Origin of the sequence: Streptomyces sp. NPDC056373 (assembly GCF_042262425.1) — a bacterium.
GTDB lineage: Bacteria > Actinomycetota > Actinomycetes > Streptomycetales > Streptomycetaceae > Streptomyces.
In genome coordinates, this window is sequence record NZ_JBHJPX010000011.1 from 137,343 (window position 1) to 154,293 (window position 16,951).

Annotated in this window: 17 protein-coding genes and 3 pseudogenes; 12 read left to right on the plus strand and 8 right to left on the minus strand. The window is 70.8% G+C overall.

Annotation, left to right across the window (positions count from 1 at the left end; translation table 11 throughout):
• Positions 1–50: 50 nt before the first annotated feature.
• The 3 genes from ACFCXS_RS24115 (at position 51) to ACFCXS_RS24125 (ending at position 2,027) form a co-directional block, all read left to right on the plus strand.
• The gene (locus tag ACFCXS_RS24115; protein ID WP_376645402.1) at positions 51–584 is read left to right on the plus strand and encodes a Uma2 family endonuclease; all 534 of its coding nucleotides are present in this window, start codon (positions 51–53) and stop codon (positions 582–584) included.
• Positions 585–981: 397 nt separating this feature from the next.
• Positions 982–1,359, plus strand: coding sequence for a hypothetical protein (locus tag ACFCXS_RS24120; RefSeq protein ID WP_376645403.1), 378 nt, complete (start codon positions 982–984; stop codon positions 1,357–1,359).
• The gene (locus tag ACFCXS_RS24125; protein ID WP_376645404.1) at positions 1,356–2,027 is read left to right on the plus strand and encodes a hypothetical protein; all 672 of its coding nucleotides are present in this window, start codon (positions 1,356–1,358) and stop codon (positions 2,025–2,027) included. The genes ACFCXS_RS24120 and ACFCXS_RS24125 overlap by 4 nt, the downstream gene beginning before the upstream one ends.
• A gap of 397 nt (positions 2,028–2,424) precedes the next feature.
• Here ACFCXS_RS24125 and ACFCXS_RS24130 read toward each other — a convergent pair.
• A pseudogene (locus tag ACFCXS_RS24130) lies at positions 2,425–2,541 on the minus strand (aminotransferase); the annotation flags it as partial.
• A gap of 271 nt (positions 2,542–2,812) precedes the next feature.
• Between ACFCXS_RS24130 and ACFCXS_RS24135 the strand changes: the two are divergent.
• Positions 2,813–3,502: a response regulator transcription factor gene (locus ACFCXS_RS24135; protein WP_376645405.1), complete on the plus strand. Its 690-nt coding sequence runs from the start codon at positions 2,813–2,815 to the stop codon at positions 3,500–3,502.
• A gap of 39 nt (positions 3,503–3,541) precedes the next feature.
• Here the strand turns inward: ACFCXS_RS24135 and ACFCXS_RS24140 are convergent, their stop codons facing one another.
• On the minus strand, positions 3,542–5,176 hold the full coding sequence (locus ACFCXS_RS24140) for a sensor histidine kinase (protein WP_376645406.1): 1,635 nt from the start codon (positions 5,174–5,176) through the stop codon (positions 3,542–3,544).
• A 302-nt stretch (positions 5,177–5,478) separates the two neighbouring features.
• Between ACFCXS_RS24140 and ACFCXS_RS24145 the strand changes: the two genes are divergently transcribed.
• Positions 5,479–5,838: an SH3 domain-containing protein gene (locus tag ACFCXS_RS24145; protein WP_376645407.1), complete on the plus strand. Its 360-nt coding sequence runs from the start codon at positions 5,479–5,481 to the stop codon at positions 5,836–5,838.
• A 124-nt stretch (positions 5,839–5,962) separates the two neighbouring features.
• Here the strand turns inward: ACFCXS_RS24145 and ACFCXS_RS24150 are convergent, their stop codons facing one another.
• From ACFCXS_RS24150 to ACFCXS_RS24170, 5 genes and pseudogenes are all read right to left on the minus strand, one after another.
• Positions 5,963–7,273: an ABC transporter permease gene (locus ACFCXS_RS24150; protein WP_376645408.1), complete on the minus strand. Its 1,311-nt coding sequence runs from the start codon at positions 7,271–7,273 to the stop codon at positions 5,963–5,965.
• A complete protein-coding gene (locus ACFCXS_RS24155) occupies positions 7,270–7,980 on the minus strand; it encodes an ABC transporter ATP-binding protein (protein ID WP_376645409.1) in 711 nt (236 codons plus the stop codon). Before ACFCXS_RS24155 ends, ACFCXS_RS24150 begins: the two co-directional genes overlap by 4 nt.
• Positions 7,977–9,353 carry a peptidoglycan-binding protein gene (locus tag ACFCXS_RS24160; RefSeq protein ID WP_376645410.1) on the minus strand — a complete coding sequence of 459 codons (1,377 nt, stop codon included), beginning with the start codon at positions 9,351–9,353 and terminating at the stop codon, positions 7,977–7,979. The genes ACFCXS_RS24155 and ACFCXS_RS24160 overlap by 4 nt, the downstream gene beginning before the upstream one ends.
• Positions 9,354–9,355: 2 nt before the next feature.
• On the minus strand, positions 9,356–9,934 hold the full coding sequence (locus ACFCXS_RS24165) for a hypothetical protein (RefSeq protein WP_376645411.1): 579 nt from the start codon (positions 9,932–9,934) through the stop codon (positions 9,356–9,358).
• 132 nt (positions 9,935–10,066) lie between these two features.
• Positions 10,067–10,258: pseudogene (locus ACFCXS_RS24170) on the minus strand (aminotransferase); the annotation flags it as partial.
• A 52-nt stretch (positions 10,259–10,310) separates the two neighbouring features.
• Here ACFCXS_RS24170 and ACFCXS_RS24175 point away from each other — a divergent pair.
• Together ACFCXS_RS24175 and ACFCXS_RS24180 are read left to right on the plus strand one after the other, a co-directional pair.
• On the plus strand, positions 10,311–10,580 hold the full coding sequence (locus ACFCXS_RS24175) for a type II toxin-antitoxin system Phd/YefM family antitoxin (RefSeq protein ID WP_247486646.1): 270 nt from the start codon (positions 10,311–10,313) through the stop codon (positions 10,578–10,580).
• On the plus strand, positions 10,573–10,836 hold the full coding sequence (locus ACFCXS_RS24180) for a type II toxin-antitoxin system RelE/ParE family toxin (RefSeq protein WP_376645412.1): 264 nt from the start codon (positions 10,573–10,575) through the stop codon (positions 10,834–10,836). Before ACFCXS_RS24175 ends, ACFCXS_RS24180 begins: the two co-directional genes overlap by 8 nt.
• A 196-nt stretch (positions 10,837–11,032) precedes the next feature.
• Here the strand turns inward: ACFCXS_RS24180 and ACFCXS_RS24185 are convergent.
• A pseudogene (locus ACFCXS_RS24185) lies at positions 11,033–11,473 on the minus strand (aminotransferase class I/II-fold pyridoxal phosphate-dependent enzyme); the annotation flags it as partial.
• Positions 11,474–11,496: 23 nt separating this feature from the next.
• Between ACFCXS_RS24185 and ACFCXS_RS24190 the strand changes: the two are divergent.
• The 5 genes from ACFCXS_RS24190 (at position 11,497) to ACFCXS_RS24210 (ending at position 16,945) form a co-directional block, all read left to right on the plus strand.
• The gene (locus ACFCXS_RS24190) at positions 11,497–12,945 is read left to right on the plus strand and encodes a recombinase family protein (RefSeq protein ID WP_376645413.1); all 1,449 of its coding nucleotides are present in this window, start codon (positions 11,497–11,499) and stop codon (positions 12,943–12,945) included.
• Positions 12,946–13,278: 333 nt separating this feature from the next.
• On the plus strand, positions 13,279–13,488 hold the full coding sequence (locus ACFCXS_RS24195; RefSeq protein ID WP_376645414.1) for a hypothetical protein: 210 nt from the start codon (positions 13,279–13,281) through the stop codon (positions 13,486–13,488).
• Between the two features lie 333 nt (positions 13,489–13,821).
• Positions 13,822–14,670 carry a helix-turn-helix domain-containing protein gene (locus ACFCXS_RS24200; RefSeq protein ID WP_376645415.1) on the plus strand — a complete coding sequence of 283 codons (849 nt, stop codon included), beginning with the start codon at positions 13,822–13,824 and terminating at the stop codon, positions 14,668–14,670.
• A gap of 5 nt (positions 14,671–14,675) precedes the next feature.
• Positions 14,676–15,365: a hypothetical protein gene (locus ACFCXS_RS24205; protein WP_376645580.1), complete on the plus strand. Its 690-nt coding sequence runs from the start codon at positions 14,676–14,678 to the stop codon at positions 15,363–15,365.
• Positions 15,366–15,631: 266 nt separating this feature from the next.
• Positions 15,632–16,945 carry a hypothetical protein gene (locus tag ACFCXS_RS24210; protein WP_376645416.1) on the plus strand — a complete coding sequence of 438 codons (1,314 nt, stop codon included), beginning with the start codon at positions 15,632–15,634 and terminating at the stop codon, positions 16,943–16,945.
• Positions 16,946–16,951: the final 6 nt, after the last annotated feature.

Below are 16,951 nucleotides of genomic sequence, written 5' to 3' on the forward strand. Positions count from 1 at the left end.
GACAGGGCGCTGTCCGCCGTATCCTGACCACACACGGGAAGGAGCCGTTCATGAGCGTCGACGCGATCGTGCACACCGAGTTCCCCAAGGGATACACGGTCCTGTTCGGAGCCGACGGAAAGGTGATCATGACTCCGCAGAGCGAAGAGCACTCGAGCACCATCAGGTCGATGCAGATCGACTCTGCTCTCGCCCTCGGCCGTCACGCGAAGGTCATCTCCGGTGTCTACATCGACTTCCCCGCCGACGAGAACTCCGCCCCCGACCTCGCGATCATGCGAGAGGACGCACGCAAGGAAGGCAAGCGCTACAGCTTCGAGGACGTCCTGCTGATCTCCGAGGTCGTCTCGACCTCCTCCGCACGCAAGGACTACGACGACTGCACCGCCGAGTACGGCCGCTACGGCATCCCGATCTACCTGGTGGTCGACCCATACGCCCAGGAAGTCGTCCTCCACACCCAGCCGACCGGCACCGGTTACATCGCGGCACACACGCACAAGTACGGCACGGGCAAGCTCCCCATCCCCCTGGCCGACGGCCGCACCTTCACCCTCGACCTCGACGAGCTCCCGCGCCCGTAGCCCGAGGCGGACGCCCGCTGAGCGAAGGACTCCCGGTGCGGTGGTCCGGGGCGTGGCGGCTCAGGGCAGCCGTGTACGTGTGGCCGGTACCCCGGGTGCCGGAGCCCACGGCGGACATCGGGTATCTCACGAACGCCGAGCTGATCCGGGAGGCGTGGAAGGATGCCGCGTTGGAGAAGCGGCGCACGCGCGCAGAGCAGTAGGCGTCCGCTTCCTAAGCCCCACCGTGCTGGAGCCCCTGCCCTGGAGCGCCCGGGATGGGGCTCCTTTTCTGAAACGGGCCGCGTTGTGACAGACGTCGCGCTCAGCGACGGCGGCAAACGGCTCCGGGAATGTAAGCGCCAAAGGTAGGTTCTCTCCGGGTATGGGAACCGGTGCACGGTCGGGGGGAGTTCGTATGTACGAGGCCGAGATCATGACGGTGGCGAGTGGCGCTGCAGGCACCCTCGTGGCAGCAGGCGTTACCGGAGGCGCGCAGGCGCTCCGTGCGCGGGTCGTCGCACTGTTTCGTCGTGGCACCGTTCAGGAACAGGACGCCGCAGTTGCCGCCGCCGAAAGCGCTTCGGGGCGTACCGAGACCGAGAGAATTGAGGCTCTGGCCGCCCTTATCGCGGCACACCTCGTTGCGCACCCTGATGCGCGGCCCGACATCGAGGCCGCTGCTGCCGACTCGAACGCCGTCATCTATCACCAGCACAATACTGGGAGTGGCGTCTTTGTCGGCCGGGACCATCTAGGCGACCTGACGATCAATCACGGCGGTTCGACTCAGTGAGTACGACGCCTCCGAACGAGCCGTCGACTACAGAGCAGCGCAACGAAGGATCCGGCACCTTCGTCGGCCGGGATCTGATCGGCAATGTGGTCAACCAGGTGCGCAATGTCTTCATCCGCTCCGGGCACGGCGTTGGGCAGCCGACAGGAGGGTCGGGATCCGCACGGCGGCCGACTGACGCAGAACACGACGACATTGAGGAGGAAACTCCCCGAGTCCGATTTCTGGCCACACTCTTCCTCGCGTACGTGGCTGTTTACGGCATGCGTCGGATCATCCTGGGCGAGCCCCTTGCGGGCGACGGCCCGACGCCTTCCCTTGCCGTCCAGACATTCTGGCTCGTCCTCCTCGGCGGAGGGTTCGTTGCCTGCGTGGGTTACGCCCTTGCCTGCCTGGCGGAACTCCTTGCCGACTGGGCGCACTCAGCGGCCGACTCGGCGGTGTCGAATGCGCCTCGCCACCTCCTCGCGGCCAGGACCAACACCGTTTTCGCACGCGGACTGGCGAGGAGCAGCGGAGCGAGTGCAGCTGCGGCCTCCGTCATCGCGCTGGTATTCGGCTGGTGCCCGCTCGGTAATGCCATCTCGACCCGGGCTCATCACGCGAGTGACGTTGCGTATGCGGCTGTTGCCGCGGCGCGTGCCGCCACGCGGAAGCGCTCAACCTGATCGTTCGCACAGGTGGATGCGCCACCTAGCCGCTCGGCGGCCACCCCCTGCCAGGGAGACCAAGCCGTTGGGCGCATTCCGCCTGCGCAAGTTGGAGGGCTGTAAGCAACGCCGCGCGACGTGCTGCCTGGGCTGTGAGCGTCGGGAGAACCAGGAGGCCGCGCACAGGCGCCAGGCGGCCGACCCGGATGGCCGTCGCGCAGCGCAGCGCATGCAGGCGGCCCGAGCGCGGACCCTGTGGCACCGGGAGCAGCAGGCCGCCACGCAGCGGCCGTGGACGGCAAGGGCTCACCGTGGAGGAGTCCGAGGCCCTGCGAACACGCGCCTGCGCCATCTGATGCGCGAAGGCCCCGGAGGGCGGCAATCCGTGCGCGGCGCCCTGTGCCGGAACTGTTTGCAGTCGCAGCGCCTCGGCGGGCGCGTACTGGAACGGGCCCGCCGAGACGTACGTCAGATACTGCTTCGCCGCCTGCACCGCCATGACCAGCTCCGGGGTCGCCGTCACCCAGCCGACGCCCTGTTCGTACACCTGTATCGGGCAGGTCCACCGGGGGCATCTTCCATCCGGCCCGGCTCAAGAGGCCGCCCAGAGACCTGGAGGAGCCGCTCCCGGCCGCCGGCGATCAAGTGATCACACCCCCAATGCCGCCCACGCCGAAGGTTCGTCCGCTCGCGGTACTGTGCAGCGAGTGCGGTCGGCCCGGGATTTTCCGGAGGTGGGAATTCCGGAGGGGCGTTGATATCAACGGTGCCGGAATCGTGCACGGCCTCGCCGAGGAGAATCATTGAGCGCGCGCATCCTGGTCGCCGAAGACGACGAAAAACAATCCCGTCTCATCCGGATCTATCTGGAACGGGAAGGCAACACCGTGCAGGTCGTGGCCGACGGCCGGGCAGCGCTGGAACGGGCGCGTTCGACGGCGCCGGATCTCATCGTCCTCGATGTGATGCTGCCGCTCGTCGACGGACTCGACGTCTGCCGCATCCTGCGTGCCGAGGGTCACGAGGTGCCGATCCTGCTGCTGACGGCGCGCAGCACCGAGGAGGACATGCTCCTCGGCCTCGACCTGGGGGCCGACGACTACCTCACCAAGCCGTACAGCCCCCGTGAACTCACCGCGCGCGTAAGGGCGTTGCTGCGGCGTTCCAGGAAAGGCGGCGCGGCCGGGAGCGAGGTGCTGCGGGTCGGTGCGGTCGAACTGGACACCGCCCGCTTCGAGGTCCGGGTGGCAGGCCGTCCGGTGGCGCTGACCTCCAAGGAGTTCTCGATACTGGAGGCTCTGGCCCGCGAGCCGGGGCGGGTGTTCACGCGGGCCCTGATCATCGAGCGCGCCTTCGGCTTCGACAGCGACGTACTCGAGCGCACGGTGGACGCCCATGTGCGCAACCTGCGCCGGAAGCTGGGGGACGACCCCGCCCGGCCACGCCACCTGGAGACCGTGTACGGCCGGGGATACCGCCTGGTGGAAGGCTAGGCGCCCACCCGGGCGCATGCGGGGCCCTGACCGGGTCGATCAGCCGGCGTCGGCCGGCGGCCCGGCCGTGGCGAGCGTGACGGTGAAGGCCGTGCCGACGCCGACGGTGCTCTCCACGGCGATCGTCCCCTGGTGGTCGGTCACGATCTGGCGGGCGATGGACAGCCCCAGGCCACTTCCTCCGGTGGCGCGGCCCCGTGCCGCGTCCGCCCGCCAGAAGCGGTCGAAGAGATGCGGCAGGTCCTCGGCGGGTATTCCCTTTCCGGTGTCCCGCACCTGAAGGAACGCGAGATCGCCCTGCCGGGCCAGGGCCAGTGTCACCGTGCCGCCCGGCGCCGTGGCTCTGAGCGCGTTGCCGACCAGATTGCCGACGACCTGGCGCAGCCGGTCGGCGTCGGCGAGGACGTCCACCGGTCGCGGCGCCTCCAGCCGCAGCGCGACACCGGCCGCGTCGGCCTGGGCCCGGTGAGCCGTGCCGGCGGCTTCGAGGAGCTCACGCAGGTCGATGCGCACCCGGTGGTAGGTGAGCGCACCGGCCTCGGCCAGCGCGAGGTCCTGCAGGTCGTCGACGATGCGCTGCTGCAGCAGTGCCTCCTCGTGGAGGGAGTCGAGCAGCTCCGGGGTCGGTTCGACGACCCCGTCCCGCAGGGCCTCCAGATAGCCGCGCAGATTGGCCAGCGGGGTGCGCAGTTCGTGGGCGATGTCGCCGGTGAGGCGGCGCTGGCGTTCCTCGCCGGCCTGGATGGACTCCGCCATCCGGTTGAAGGCACGGCCGAGTTGGGCGATCTCGTCCCGGCCGGAGACGGGCACCCGCCGCCCCAGGTCTCCCTCGCCCAGCCCCCCGGCGGCCAGGGTCATGGCACGGACCGGGCGCAGCACCGCCCGGCTCAGGAGCAGGGCGCCGAGCACGGCGGCGAGGGCGACGCCGCCCGCGACGGCCACCGTGGGTGCCGCGGCCAGGGTGGGCGGGGACTCGTCCCGGACGCCGAGACGGATCACCAGGCGTGGCGGGGCGGCGGAGCCCACACGCTCGTTGAACACCCGCTGCAGGCAGGTGGTGAACTGCTGCTCCGACTCGCAGGTCCGGATCACCTCGAGGTCCCGCGGAGTCTGCGGGTCCGGCCGGCCTTTCGGCTCCTCGCACTGTTCCGGCCGGCGCTCCGTGCCGACCCGGGGCATGCCGGTGTCGTCCGGCCGAGCCGTCACCTCGGCCCCCGCCCGGGTCAGACAGGCCGCGTACACCGCTTCGGCGCGGTACTGGGTGATCGCGGTCGCCGTCAGCTTCATCGAGGTCCGCGGCAGCTGTCGCGCGGGGATCCGCAGGACGGGACGCGGGTCGACCAGTACGGGCGGCTGATTGCTCACGGGGCGGGGGGCACGGCCCTCGAGCGCGTCGGAATCGGCGAGCAGGACGTCGTTCTCGGTGGCGACCCGGATGCGCTGGCCGGTGTCCTGGGCCAGGCGCCGCACCGTCGGCGAGAGGCCTTCCCAGGTGCTGTGCGCGAACCCGTACGCGCGGAGGTCGCCGGTGATCCGGGAGACCTCCTGCCGGCCCGCGGTGACACTCTCCTGGACCTGGCGGTTCGCCTGACGCAGGGTCAGCCAGCCGGTGGCGGCGGTGGCGGCCATCGCGACCAGCATCAGCAGGCCGAGCACCCGGAGCCGAAAGCTCATCGCGTACCACCCCGCCCCGCTGCCGGGACGTATGTGCCGGGCGGGACTCGAATGCTCGTCAAGGGGGCGCTTCCGGCCGAAAGAACTGTGGAATGGCGCATTTCCGCTTCCGGCATTTTCGGCCTCTCATGGGCAGTAATTGGACGGTTGAGGGCGGAATAATTTCTTCAGTGTCTCTTTGACTGTGATCGTACTGACGCCGCTTGCACGCCGATTGGTGCAGTGGTCGCTGTTTCGCTCAGGCCTCGTCCGACGGCCCGGGGAAGCAGTGCCGACAGAGAACGCATTCATGGGGGTTCAAAGTGAAGCGTCGAATTGCAGCTGTCGTACCGGCCCTTGCGGCGGTGGCCATGGCCGTCCCGCTCGCCCTCTCCACCCCGGCCACCGCGGCCGCGTCCTGCGGCAGGACCGCCTCCGACATGGACAGCAGCGCCTGGAACAAGACGGCCAACGGCGCCAACGAGAGAAGCGGATCCAGCACCAACTGTGTCAGCAACGGCATCGCCTACAACACCCACCGCCTCGACTACCACTGCTACACGCGCATCGGCAACACCAGTGAGACCTGGACGTACCTCCGGAACGACACCACCGGTACGTCCGGCTGGGTCCGCGACGACCTGCTGAGCGACGGCGGCAGCCTCGTCTACTGCGGCTTCTAGCACCCTCACCGGCCCTCCCGCGGGAGTGCCGGGCAGGCAGGACCGATGGTGCGTCAGGGGCGGTCTCACCGAGGCCGCCCCTGACCCGTACGGCCGTCCCCGACTCGTTCGACGGACGGGCCTCTCAGGATCCGGACAGGGCCTCCGTCGGTGACAGCCGGCTCGCCCGTACCGCCGGATAGAGTCCGGCGATCATGCCGATGACCAGGGTGCAGCCGATCCCCGCCGCACTCGCCCACACCGGGACGACCGTCGGCCAGTCGCGGCTGAGGGCGTAGACCGCCGTGATCGCCGTCCCCAGGACCGTCCCGCCGAGCCCGCCGATGAGCGACAGCAGCAGTGACTCCGTCACGAACTGGGTCCGGATCTGGCCGCGGGTCGCCCCCAGCGCCCGGCGCAGGCCGATCTCGGGGCGCCGCTCCAGAACCGAGATGACCATCGTGTTGCCGACCCCGACGCCACCGACGAGCAGCGCCACGCCACCGAGGCCGAGCAGCAGCCCGGTGAGCGCCGACTCGGTGGCCTCGCGGGCGGCGAGCGCGTCGGAAGGCCGGGAGATCTGCACCTGTCCCGGCTTCTCGGGGTACGCCGTGGCCGGCAGCACGGCCCGCACCGCCGCGACCTGGCTGTCCTCGGCACGGACGTAGACCGTCGACGGATGGCCGTCGAAGCGCAGGTACGTCCGGGCCGCCGGCCAGCCGACCAGCGCCGCGCTGTCGAGCTCCGGCGCGAGCGGTACGGGATCGAGGACGCCGACGAGGGAGAACCAGCGGTTGCCGAGCCAGACCCGGGTCCCCGGTGTGTACACGTCGAGCCGGCGCGCGGCCGTGGAACCGAGCACGACCGCCGGGTACTGCTCGGTCGCGGAATCCAGCCAGCGGCCCCGGCGGACGTGGCCGCCGACGGCCGGCAGCAGGTGCCGGTCCGCCGCGAGGACCTCCAGGGAGCCGGTGCGTCCGATGGCGATGCGCTCGTTGCGGTAGATGTGCGCGTCGGTCGCGCCGGTGGCGGCGACCTGCTGCACGGGAGGGATGCGGCCGATCATCGGGACGGCCTCGTGGGGCAGTTCGGCCTCGGTGCCGTCGAGCGAGTCGCCGGGGGCGACCCGCAGCAGGTTGGTGCCGAGCGCGTCGAGCCGGCGGTCCACCTCCGCCCGGCCGGAGCCGGAGATCCCGACCACCGCGATCATGGCGGCGACGCCGATCGCGATCCCGAGCGCGGAGAGGAAGATCCGCAGGGGACGGGTCCGCAGCCCGGTCCCGCCGAGCCGCACGATGTCCTGAGGGCCGAGGCGGGCGGCCCGCAGCCGGTCACCCGTGCCACCGGCGTCGTCGCCCGCTCGTCCGCGGCCACGTCCGCCGCCCCCGCGGGAGCCGGACGGCAGGGCCGGCGGGGCGTCGTCCATGGGCGGGCCGTTCGTCGTGGCGTCGGTCATCGGACCGCCTCGCTCGGCGCGGCACCGGTCGCGGTGTCCGCCACCACGCGGCCGTCGCGCATCTCGATACGGCGGGGCAGTCCGGCCGCGATCTCCCGGTCGTGGGTGATGATCACGACCGTGGTCCCGGTGGCGTTCAGCTCGCGCAGCAGGCCGAGGACGGCCTCTCCGGAAGCGGAGTCCAGGTTGCCGGTCGGCTCGTCCGCCAGCAGGACCGCCGGTTCGCCGATCACCGCCCGGGCCACCGCCACCCGCTGGCGCTCTCCGCCGGACAACTGGTGCGGGAGGTGGTGGACGCGGTGGCTGAGGCCGACCCGCTCCAGCGCCGCCGCCGCGCGGGCCCGGCGGCGGCGCAGCGGCACTCCGGCGTACAGCAGCCCGTCGGCCACGGAGTCCAGGACCGCAACCCCCACGGCCAGATGGAACTGCTGGAAGACGAAGCCGATCCGGGTGGCCCGCAGCGCCGACACCTCACGGTCCGTCAGCTTCGCCACGTCGTGGCCGTCGACCAGCACCCGCCCGGCGGAGGGCCGGTCCAGGCTGCCCATGAGGTTCAGCATGCTGGACTTGCCCGAGCCCGACGGGCCGACGACCGCGACGAGTTCGCCGCGCCCGATGCGCAAGGTCACGTCCCGTACTGCGGCCACACCACCGGGGTACGTCTTGGAGACCGCGTCGAACTCCACGACCGCCGATGCTCCGCTCACTCCGGGATCCTCACGTTCATGCCCTCGCGCACCGCGCTTCCGCTCACTTCCACCCGGCCGTCAGCGAAGAGCCCGGTCTTCACCGCGACGAACCGGCCGTCCGCCGTCTCCAGGCCGTGGCCGCCCTCGGCCAGGGCGACCAGCGCGGCGACGGGGACGGTGAGGACGTCCGCCCGTTCCCGCCCCACGTACTCGACGGTGACCGGCGCGCTCTCCAGCCGCCCGACGGATTTCTGGTCCTTGACGGTGATGGTCACCGGAACCGTCGGTGTCGCGGAGCCGCCTTCCCCGCCTCCCTCCTCGGGCGTGGTCGCGCTCTTCCCCACCGAGGCGACCTCGCCCTTCACCGATTTCCCGTCGGGCAGCCCGATGGTGACGGCGGCGCCCCGTACGGCCCAGGAGTCCTCCGCCGCCGAGGCGTTGACTACGACCTTCCGGGACGTACCGGTGTACCTGAGGGCGTCATCGGTGGCCGGTGAGCCGAGCCGGACACCCGCGTGGCCGATCCGTACCTTGCCGGTGGAGTAGACGACGTCCCCGATGCCGACCGTGCCGGTCCGGGGAAGTCCGAGGGATTGCTGCCAGCGCTTGACCGCGCGGGCGGTGAGGTCGGTGAACTCCTCGTCGACGGTGAATCCGGTGTAGCCGAGAGCGGCGAGATTGCTCTCGAACTGCAGGACGTCCATCCCGCGCAGCGTGCCCGCCGCCGTCCCTCCGGTCCGGGCCCCGGCCCCGGCCCCGGCTTCGGCCCCGGCTCCGGCTTCGGCCCCGGCTCCGGCTTCGGCCCCGGCTCCGGCTTTGGCTCCGGCGCCGCTCGGCGTCGGCGATCCGGAGGGGTCCGGAGCCGCGGACGTCTCGTCCGTGCGGCCCTGGCCAGCGGAGCCCCGGGTGTCCCCCTCGGCCCCGGTCTCCTGCCGGGTGCCCTGCGGGGTGTCCTGCCGGGTGCCCGCGGTCAGGCCCAGCTCCCGGTACATCGGCAGCGTCCCGTACATCAGCACCACCGGCCGGTCGTCAACGCGCAGCAGAGTGCCGCCGCGCTTCACGGTCGCGCCCTCCGCGGGCAGCCAGGTCACGGTGCCCGTCGCCTTGACGGGCAGCGGTATCTCGGTGCCGTAGCCCAACTGGCCGTCCACCGTGGTGCGTTCGGTCAGTGTGGTCCGGGTGACCGGGACGGTGGAGCCCGAGCGGGGCGGTGCGGAGGAGCCCTCCTGCGCACCATCTCCGCCGAGGCCGAGCGCACCGACCACGGCGACCGCCGCCACGACGACCAGCGCCGAGGCCACCAGGACCGTTCGCCGACCGCGCCGACCGCGCGGCGGCGGCGCGGCAGCCGCCCCGTGCTCGTGATCGGTCTGCACAACCGTCTCCGCCATCGTCAGCCCTTGCCCGCGGGCTGGTCCGCCGGGTCGCCGATGATCGGAGCGCAGACACGGGTGGCGCGCTTGGCTCCCGCCGACGTCTGGTTCCACTCGGAGCCCTGCGCGGTCCCGTCGGGGCCGGGGTCGGGAAAGTCGGGGGCGCCGTTCTTCTGCATGCAGTCGGCGTAGTCGCGCTTGACCTTGATCTGCTCGGGCGTGAGCTCGGGCTGGTTGGCGTTCTCGAGGCCCTCGGGCACGGCCGCCTTGAGCGAGGCGCACTTCTCGGAGGCGTCCAGGAACTTCGTGTTCTTCTTCAGCGCCGCGTTGTCGCCGAAGTCGACCTGCCCCTTGGCGTCCGGGTCGGGGGCGTCGACCCCGTTCTTCCGCAGACACTTCACCCACTCGCGCTGGGCGTTCACGTACGCGGCCACGTCGTCGCCGCCACTCGGCGTCGTCTTGCCGGACGCGTTGCCGGATGCCCTGTCGCCGCCCGCGGTCGGGACCTTCGGGGTGTCGCCCTCGCCCCCGCAGCCGGCCAGGGTGATCGCCATGACCGACGCCGTCACCACGGCCATCAGCACCCGGTTCGTCCTCATCGGTTCTCCCGCCTCCTGTCGCGCCCGACCGCGGGCGCGGCGGGCGTTGTGACCGTAGGCCGGAGGTGATGAAGAACCTTTGAAGAACCTGTCATCCGCTCATGCGGCGCGCATCGGACGGGTGCGCCTGCCGCGGCAGAAGGCGAAGCCGTCGGTCTCGCCCAGGGGGCGGATGTCGGTGGTGACGAAGTACGTGCCCGAGGGCCGGAAGACCCGGAACCCGGCCTCCTCCAGGCCCGCCGCGAGCAGGTTCCGCTTGTCCAGCATGTCGCTGCGGAAGCCCGCGAAGTACGACTCGGGCAGCGAGAGCGCCTCGGCGATCGCGAGCGACAGTGAGCCGTTGTGTACACATGGAACACTCGGTACTCTTGGGCGCATGACGCAGCCAATGCCCATAGAGTCCATCCGCGATGTCCGGGCACACCTGGCCGAGGTCGTGGAGCGAGCCGACCGGGACGACGTGCCTACCGTGATCACCCGGCGCGGCAAGCAAGTCGCCGCCGTGGTGTCCATCGAGGTGCTGCGCAAGTACCAGGAGTGGGAAGAGCGCGAGATCAACCGGATCATCGACGAGCGCATGAGCAACCCGGCACCTGGCATCCCGATCGAGGACATCATGAGGGAGACGCTGGCGCGCAGTGAGTGAGTACCGCACCGTCTTCCGGCCCGAGGCTCAGGCCGAGCTCCGCAAGGTCCCGCGCGACATGGCCCTCCGCATTCTGGCCAAGCTGACCGAGCTGGAGAGCGACCCGACTGGATTCAACACCACGGCCCTCGTCTCTCAGCCCGACCGGCGCCGCCTACGGGTAGGTGACTACCGCGTGATCTACACGATCGACAACGGCGAGCTGGTGGTGTGGGTCGTACACGTCGGGCATCGCTCCACCGTCTACGACACCTGAGCACTCCTGGCATCGGCGGTGGCTGGGATGGCTGCCGCTGTGGGCGCCGCAGTCATGCGTTGCCGGGACGTGGAGGCGGGCGGTGCGGCAAGCGTCATGATGACGGCCGAGACCGGAGCGCCTCCGGCGCAAGTCCCTGGCGGGTGAGGTACGGCAGGCAACGAGGAATGCGACGACCGGCCCCGCGAGGTGGCGGTCAGTGTGCGAATGTCTTGCGGAGTCGTTCCGCCACGTCCGCCAGTACTTCGGTGCGTTTGCAGAACGCGAACCGCACGAAGGGGGCGCCTGCCTCCCGGTGGTCGTAGAAGACGGCGTTCGGGATGGCGACCACGCCCGCGCGTTCCGGCAGGGCGCGGCAGAAGGAGAAGCCGTCGGTCTCGCCCAGGGGGCGGATGTCGGTGGTGACGAAGTAGGTGCCCGAGGGCCGGAAGACCCGGAACCCCGCCTCCTCCAGGCCCGCCGCCAGCAGGTTCCGCTTGGCCAGCATGTCGCTGCGGAAGCCCGCGAAGTACGACTCGGGCAGCGAGAGCGCCTCGGCGATCGCGTACTGGAAGGGCCCGGCCGAGACGTACGTCAGGTACTGCTTCGCCGAGCGCACCGCCGTGACCAGCTCCGGGGCCGCCGTCACCCAGCCGACACCTCGTTCGTACACTCATTCACATGACGCGCAACAGGCCCACCAGGGGCAACACCAGCACCACCGTCCCCGGTGAGCCGGCGGCGATCTACTGCCGCATATCCCAGGCGGACGACGACGACCAGACCGGCGTCGACCGCCAGGAGCGCATCTGCCGCGAGATCGCCGAGCGTCGGGGGTTCGTCATCGATCCCGCCCACGTCTTCGTGGACAACAGCCGCTCGGCCTGGAGCCGTAAGCGGAAGCGGCCCGGCTGGGACCGTCTGCTGGAGGACGCCCGGAATCGTGGGTTCCGGCACATCATCGCCTATCACCCCGACCGGCTCATGAGGCAGCCCCGGGACCTGGAGGAACTGCTCCAGGTCTCCGACGACCACGCGATCACGCTCCACGGCGAGGCGAACCGGCGGGACCTCTCCGACCCCGACGACCGTTTCATCCTCCGCATCGAGGTCGCGCACGCCTGCCGGTCGTCGGATGACACCTCGCGGCGGCTGAAGTCGGCGATGCAGGACCGGGCGCGGGAGGGGAAGCCGCAGGGTGGGGTGCGGCGGTTCGGCTACACCAAGGACGGAATGATGATCGTCGAGGAGGAGGCCGAGATCGTCCGGGAGGTGTTCGACCGCTACCTGAAGGGGGAGGGGGCGGCGCCTATCGCGAAGGACCTGCACAGTCGGGGCATCCGTACGGCCGGCGGCAAGGCGTGGACCAGCGGCACTGTCCGTGCCCTGCTCGACTCTCGACACGTCGCCGGAATTCGGATGCATCAGGGCGAGGAGGTCGGCCCTGGATCTTGGCCAGCGATCATCGACGCTGGCGTGTGGGCGGAGGCGCGGACGCGGCGCGAGTACCGGTCGGCGGTGTACCGGGAGGCGCTCAGTAAGCCGGCGCAGCGGTATTACCTGCTGCGCGGCCTGGTTATGTGCGGGCGGTGCGGGACGTTGATGTCCGGCACCGCCAAGGGCACGGGCCCGGTCTATCAGTGCAACCGTCGGGGCCGGAACGACGAGAAGAAGTGCACCCGGTCGATTACGGCTCTGACGCTGGAGGACTTCGTCGTCGATGCCGCGGTCGAACTGCTCGGCAAGCTGCGGGTGGATGGTCGGCTCGCCAGCAGCAACCTCTCCGAGAGCGTGACCGAGGAGCTGGAGGACGACCAGAGGCTACTCGGCGAGCTGAACCAGATGTGGACCGCGAAGGAGATCTCCACGGCGGAGTACCGCAAGATGCGCAAGGAGATCACCGACCGGATCGCCAAGGCGCAGCGCAAGGTTGTCGTCCGGCCGATGGTGCTCCTCGACGGCCTCACGGGCGCGGGGGCGCGGGCCGCCTGGGATGCCGAGGACATGACGGACGAGCGGCGCAACGCGGTGCTGCGGTTCCTGTTCTCCGGGGTGGTCATCGACGAGCCGAAGAAGTTCGGCCGGTACATGGACTGGGACCGGATCGGCATCGAGCAGAACCCGCTGTAGCGGGTCGGCAGTCCGGTCCTCGCGAAGTCCCGCCGGGGGTGCGGGGAGGCAGGGGCGTGGGTCGTACGACGTCCTCAGGCGCAGCGTCGCCGCCTTGGTTCCGTGTCCGCCCGCTTCTCTGTCCTGCCCAAGTGCGAGTGGGCGAGCCGTAGTTGGTGCCAGGGATCGAGGCCGGCTAAGGGTGTCGAGCGTGCGCGCGGCCAGGCAACATAGCCGATGATCGCCGGTTAGCAAAACCGGGGATTCTCCGGATCATTGACGTCGCTCACCGCCTGCCCGCTCGCTCCGCGTCGCGGCAGGTGGATCGCCGACCGATATGCCCCAAGGACGTCTATGCCCCAACGACAGCCACAGCTCACCGAGATCCAGCCTGACCGCGACATCGCCCCCGAGTACGACTCCGACCACCGCCAGAAGCCGGATGAGGCCAGGGAGGCCGCTCTCCGGCGCGTGTGCGATGGGTTCACCGCGACGATCAGCCCGAGGAGCGCGGCTCGGCTCGCGGACCTGCTCTCTGCCACGAGCTATGTCCAGGCGGCCTGATCACGCCCGCTTCGGCAACCTGGAATTCGGCTCTCCCGTTCCGGGAATGCGGTACAGGACGCGTTCGCCCTGAGCTGTTCGATTTCTCGGCGTAGTGCTGGACTTGTGCCTGGTGGGTGTGGCTGTGTTGGTCGTGCGCCCGGGACGCTGGTTCCGGAGCCGCGAATCCCCGACACGCCATCGCGGGGGCCAAGGTGCCCCTTGCATACGCCTGCGCGCAGCGGTGCTGACAGCCGCAGCCGCGCCGGGCACTCCGAGCCGCGCCCCTTCCTGCACGCCGCCTGAAGCGGACCCGCGCGCAGCCTTCAGCCTCGACGTAGGAGCCGCCTCCAGATGAGCCTTGACGCCCGCGAATGGGTGTGGGACCACAGCCGCAGCAAGGGCACCGCTCGCATGGTCCTCGCCTTGATCGCCGACCGGTGCCCCGACCGGCGCTGCATCGCGTACGCGTCCGTGCCCACCCTCATGAAACGCGCCAACGCCTCCCGTACGGCAGTGCGTGACGCCCTGGCCAAGCTGATCGCCGCCGGGGAGCTGGTCCCGCTCGCTGGCCGCAAAGGGCCGCGCGGAGAGACGTACTACCACCTGCCGGACGCGGCCCGGTTCCTCGCCGAACAGGCCGCCGAGGGGGATCAGGATCTGACCCTCCTGGGGGATCGGGTTCCGACCCCGGGGGGACCGGAATTCGACCCTGTCGACGCCTTCGAAGGGGGTTCGGAATCTGATCCCCCGGTTCGGATTCCGACACCTGGGGGGTTCGGATTCAGACCCTCTGCGGGTGCGGATTCCGACCCCCAGAACAGAAGAGAACCGAAGGTGAACGGTAGTAACAGCAGCAGCTCTGCCCCGCTCATCTCCGCCGCCGACTGGCAGATCGACGACGACGCCGGGGCCTGGCTGCAACACCACGGCCACATCGACCGACTCGGCGAGCACGCCTTCCACGCCGCCGACGAGAAGTGGCGCACCTACCGGGCTGCATCGGCGCCCCGCACCGCCTCCGCATGGGCTGCCGACTGGCGTGCATGGATTACCCGCGAGCACACCCCGACCCCCGAACGCCCGCATCTGCGCGCCCTGCCCGGTGGCAACGCCCCTGCCCCAGCCACCGGCATGAGCCGCGCCGAAGCGCACATGGCCGCCCTGCTCGCCGCCCTCGACGAACCGAACGAAACGGAGTGACCACCCTGCAACGACGCGAAGTCGCCGCCGTCCTCGCCTACATCGGCCGCCTCGACCCCCGAGCCATCCGCACCGGCACGAACGAGGTTCGTGACCAACTCGTCCAATGGCACGAACTGCTCGGCGACGTGCCGCTCGCGACGGAACACGGCTGGGACGTCCGCGAGGCGGTACGAGCACACGTCCTGGACTCCCCGTACCCGATCCTGCCCGTGGACGTCGCCCGCAAGTGGCGCGCGTACCGGCGCGACCGCCTCGACCGACACACCGACCCCACCCCGTCCGCCGATCCGGACGACTCCGCGTCCTGGCGTGCCGAGTTGCTCCGCACGCGGCACGCTGTCGCCGCCGGAAGGGCCGAGCCCTCGACACACCGGCAGATCACCAGCGGTGCCCCGCACCCGGACATCGAGTCCCGCCTCGCCGCCATCGGAACGTGCATCCCGCCGGCAGTCCGTGCCGAGCTGGCCCCCTACCGACCGGCCCGCGCCGCACGTGAGGCGGCCGTCGCCGCGGGACAGCCCGACGCCCTCAGCGTTCCGTGCCAGTGGTGCCACGCCACCCAAGGCGAGCCCTGCCGCAACCGGCGCGTCGGTCTCGACGGCCGCGCCCGGGGTAACGCGCCCCGGGCGACGCCCCACCCGACCCGCGTGGACTTCGCCGTGGCGGAGCGCGCTCGGCAAGAAGCGGCGTGACCCGCACTGGCTCCCTGCCGTGGACGCGCTGATCGCACGCCAGGACCTGCACGGACTCCGACAACTGTCTGGGTCGTCTCGTCGCCAACGGCCTGGCCACCAGAGCCGACGGCGTCGTCGGAGGAGCCGAGGGCAGGCAGCACACCCGCCACTACGCCTCCGCACGCCACCTCACCCCGTCGGCTGAACCCGCTCTCGGCCCGCGCGTACGCACCTCCGCGTACGCCTCTCACTCCCTCGCCTTCCTCCCCCTGGAGACCGTCTGCATGACCCTCGGCAACACCGCACAGATAAGCGCCGGCGGTGGCTTCACGCCGCTCCTGCCTCACTGGGCCACTCCGTCGGCGGTCGGCTCCGTCCTGGTTCTCGTCGGCGTCCTGCTCATTGGATGGCTCCTGCGTCGACGCGCCCAGAAGCCCGGTGCCGCGCAGCGACGTGGCAGCGCCGCCATCCCAGTCGCGGCTGTCGCGGCGATCGGCTGTACCGCCTACAGCGCGGACACCAGCTGGAGGTTCGCCGCCGACTACCTCGACATGGGCGGCACCATCGAGCGCGCAGCGATGTTCGCCGTCGCCGAGCTCGCTCTGTTCGCCGCCGCTCTGATGGCCCGGATGAACCTCAACGGTCCGAAGCAGGCGCCCGGGGTGCCCGGCACGCTCACCTGGGTGATCACCGGCGTGCAGAGCGTGCCCGCCTTCGCTGAGTCCGGGCTGGTCGGCGGAACCGTGCGGGCCTTCGTCGGCCCGGTCCTGGCGGCGGTGCTGTGGCACCTGGCCATGGGCATCGAACTACGCAACCGCAGCCCGCACGCCGACTCCCGCAGCCTGACCGCAGTCCTCACCCGGCAGGCGCGCGAGCGGCTGCTGGCCCGCCTGGGAGTCGCCGACCGGGGCGCGGATGCCGCCCGGATCATCCGCGAGCGCGCCCTCGACCGGGCCGTCACCCTGATCCTCCGTGCAGAGGCCATGACGCCGGAGAAGCGCGCCAACCGGCGCGGCCGACGACTCACCCGCTGCCTGCACCAGGCCCTGGAGCAGGCCGACGTCGACCGCGACGAGCGCCAGGACCAGCTGCTGCTGCGCAAGATCGCCACTCGCCAACAGGCGCTCGCCCTGGCCTCCGTTCCGCTGCCCCGGCGTTGGCCCACCCTCATCACGGACACGACGGGCACCTCCACGACCACCCGCCCGCGGGCCACAGCGACAAAGCGGGCAGAGTATCCGGGCTGCCCGCCCGAGACCGGTACGGGCGATGACGCCGCCCACCGGGCTGCCCGCCCGGAGCCCGTAGCCCGCCCGTACCAGCCCGCCCGCACATCGAGCGAGGAATCGACGGACGCCAACCCGGACGAGGCCGCGCGGGCGAAGCCGAATCGCCCGGGCCGCAAGCCGCGGGCGACACCCGGTCTCCTCACCGAGTACGCCCATCGCATCTTCCGTGAAACCGGACGCCTCTCCCGCGACCTGCTGGAGGAAGCCGTGCGCGAGGACGGCTACAGGGTCGCCAGCGACACCGCCGGAGAAGTCGTCCGCACCGTCAAGGCCGAGCTGAAGCCTGCTCGCGCCAGCCAGCCCCACTGATTCGAA

Bases quoted from the DNA above. Each gene is read 5' to 3' on its own strand.
- ACFCXS_RS24115 (WP_376645402.1), top strand. From the start codon at position 51: ATGAGCGTCGACGCGATCGTGCACACCGAGTTCCCCAAGGGATACACG.
- ACFCXS_RS24120 (WP_376645403.1), top strand. From the start codon at position 982: ATGTACGAGGCCGAGATCATGACGGTGGCGAGTGGCGCTGCAGGCACC.
- ACFCXS_RS24140 (WP_376645406.1), bottom strand. From the start codon at position 5,176: ATGAGCTTTCGGCTCCGGGTGCTCGGCCTGCTGATGCTGGTCGCGATG.
- ACFCXS_RS24150 (WP_376645408.1), bottom strand. From the start codon at position 7,273: ATGACCGACGCCACGACGAACGGCCCGCCCATGGACGACGCCCCGCCG.
- ACFCXS_RS24160 (WP_376645410.1), bottom strand. From the start codon at position 9,353: ATGGCGGAGACGGTTGTGCAGACCGATCACGAGCACGGGGCGGCTGCC.
- ACFCXS_RS24165 (WP_376645411.1), bottom strand. From the start codon at position 9,934: ATGAGGACGAACCGGGTGCTGATGGCCGTGGTGACGGCGTCGGTCATG.
- ACFCXS_RS24175 (WP_247486646.1), top strand. From the start codon at position 10,311: ATGACGCAGCCAATGCCCATAGAGTCCATCCGCGATGTCCGGGCACAC.
- ACFCXS_RS24190 (WP_376645413.1), top strand. From the start codon at position 11,497: ATGACGCGCAACAGGCCCACCAGGGGCAACACCAGCACCACCGTCCCC.
- ACFCXS_RS24195 (WP_376645414.1), top strand. From the start codon at position 13,279: ATGCCCCAACGACAGCCACAGCTCACCGAGATCCAGCCTGACCGCGAC.
- ACFCXS_RS24200 (WP_376645415.1), top strand. From the start codon at position 13,822: ATGAGCCTTGACGCCCGCGAATGGGTGTGGGACCACAGCCGCAGCAAG.
- ACFCXS_RS24210 (WP_376645416.1), top strand. From the start codon at position 15,632: ATGACCCTCGGCAACACCGCACAGATAAGCGCCGGCGGTGGCTTCACG.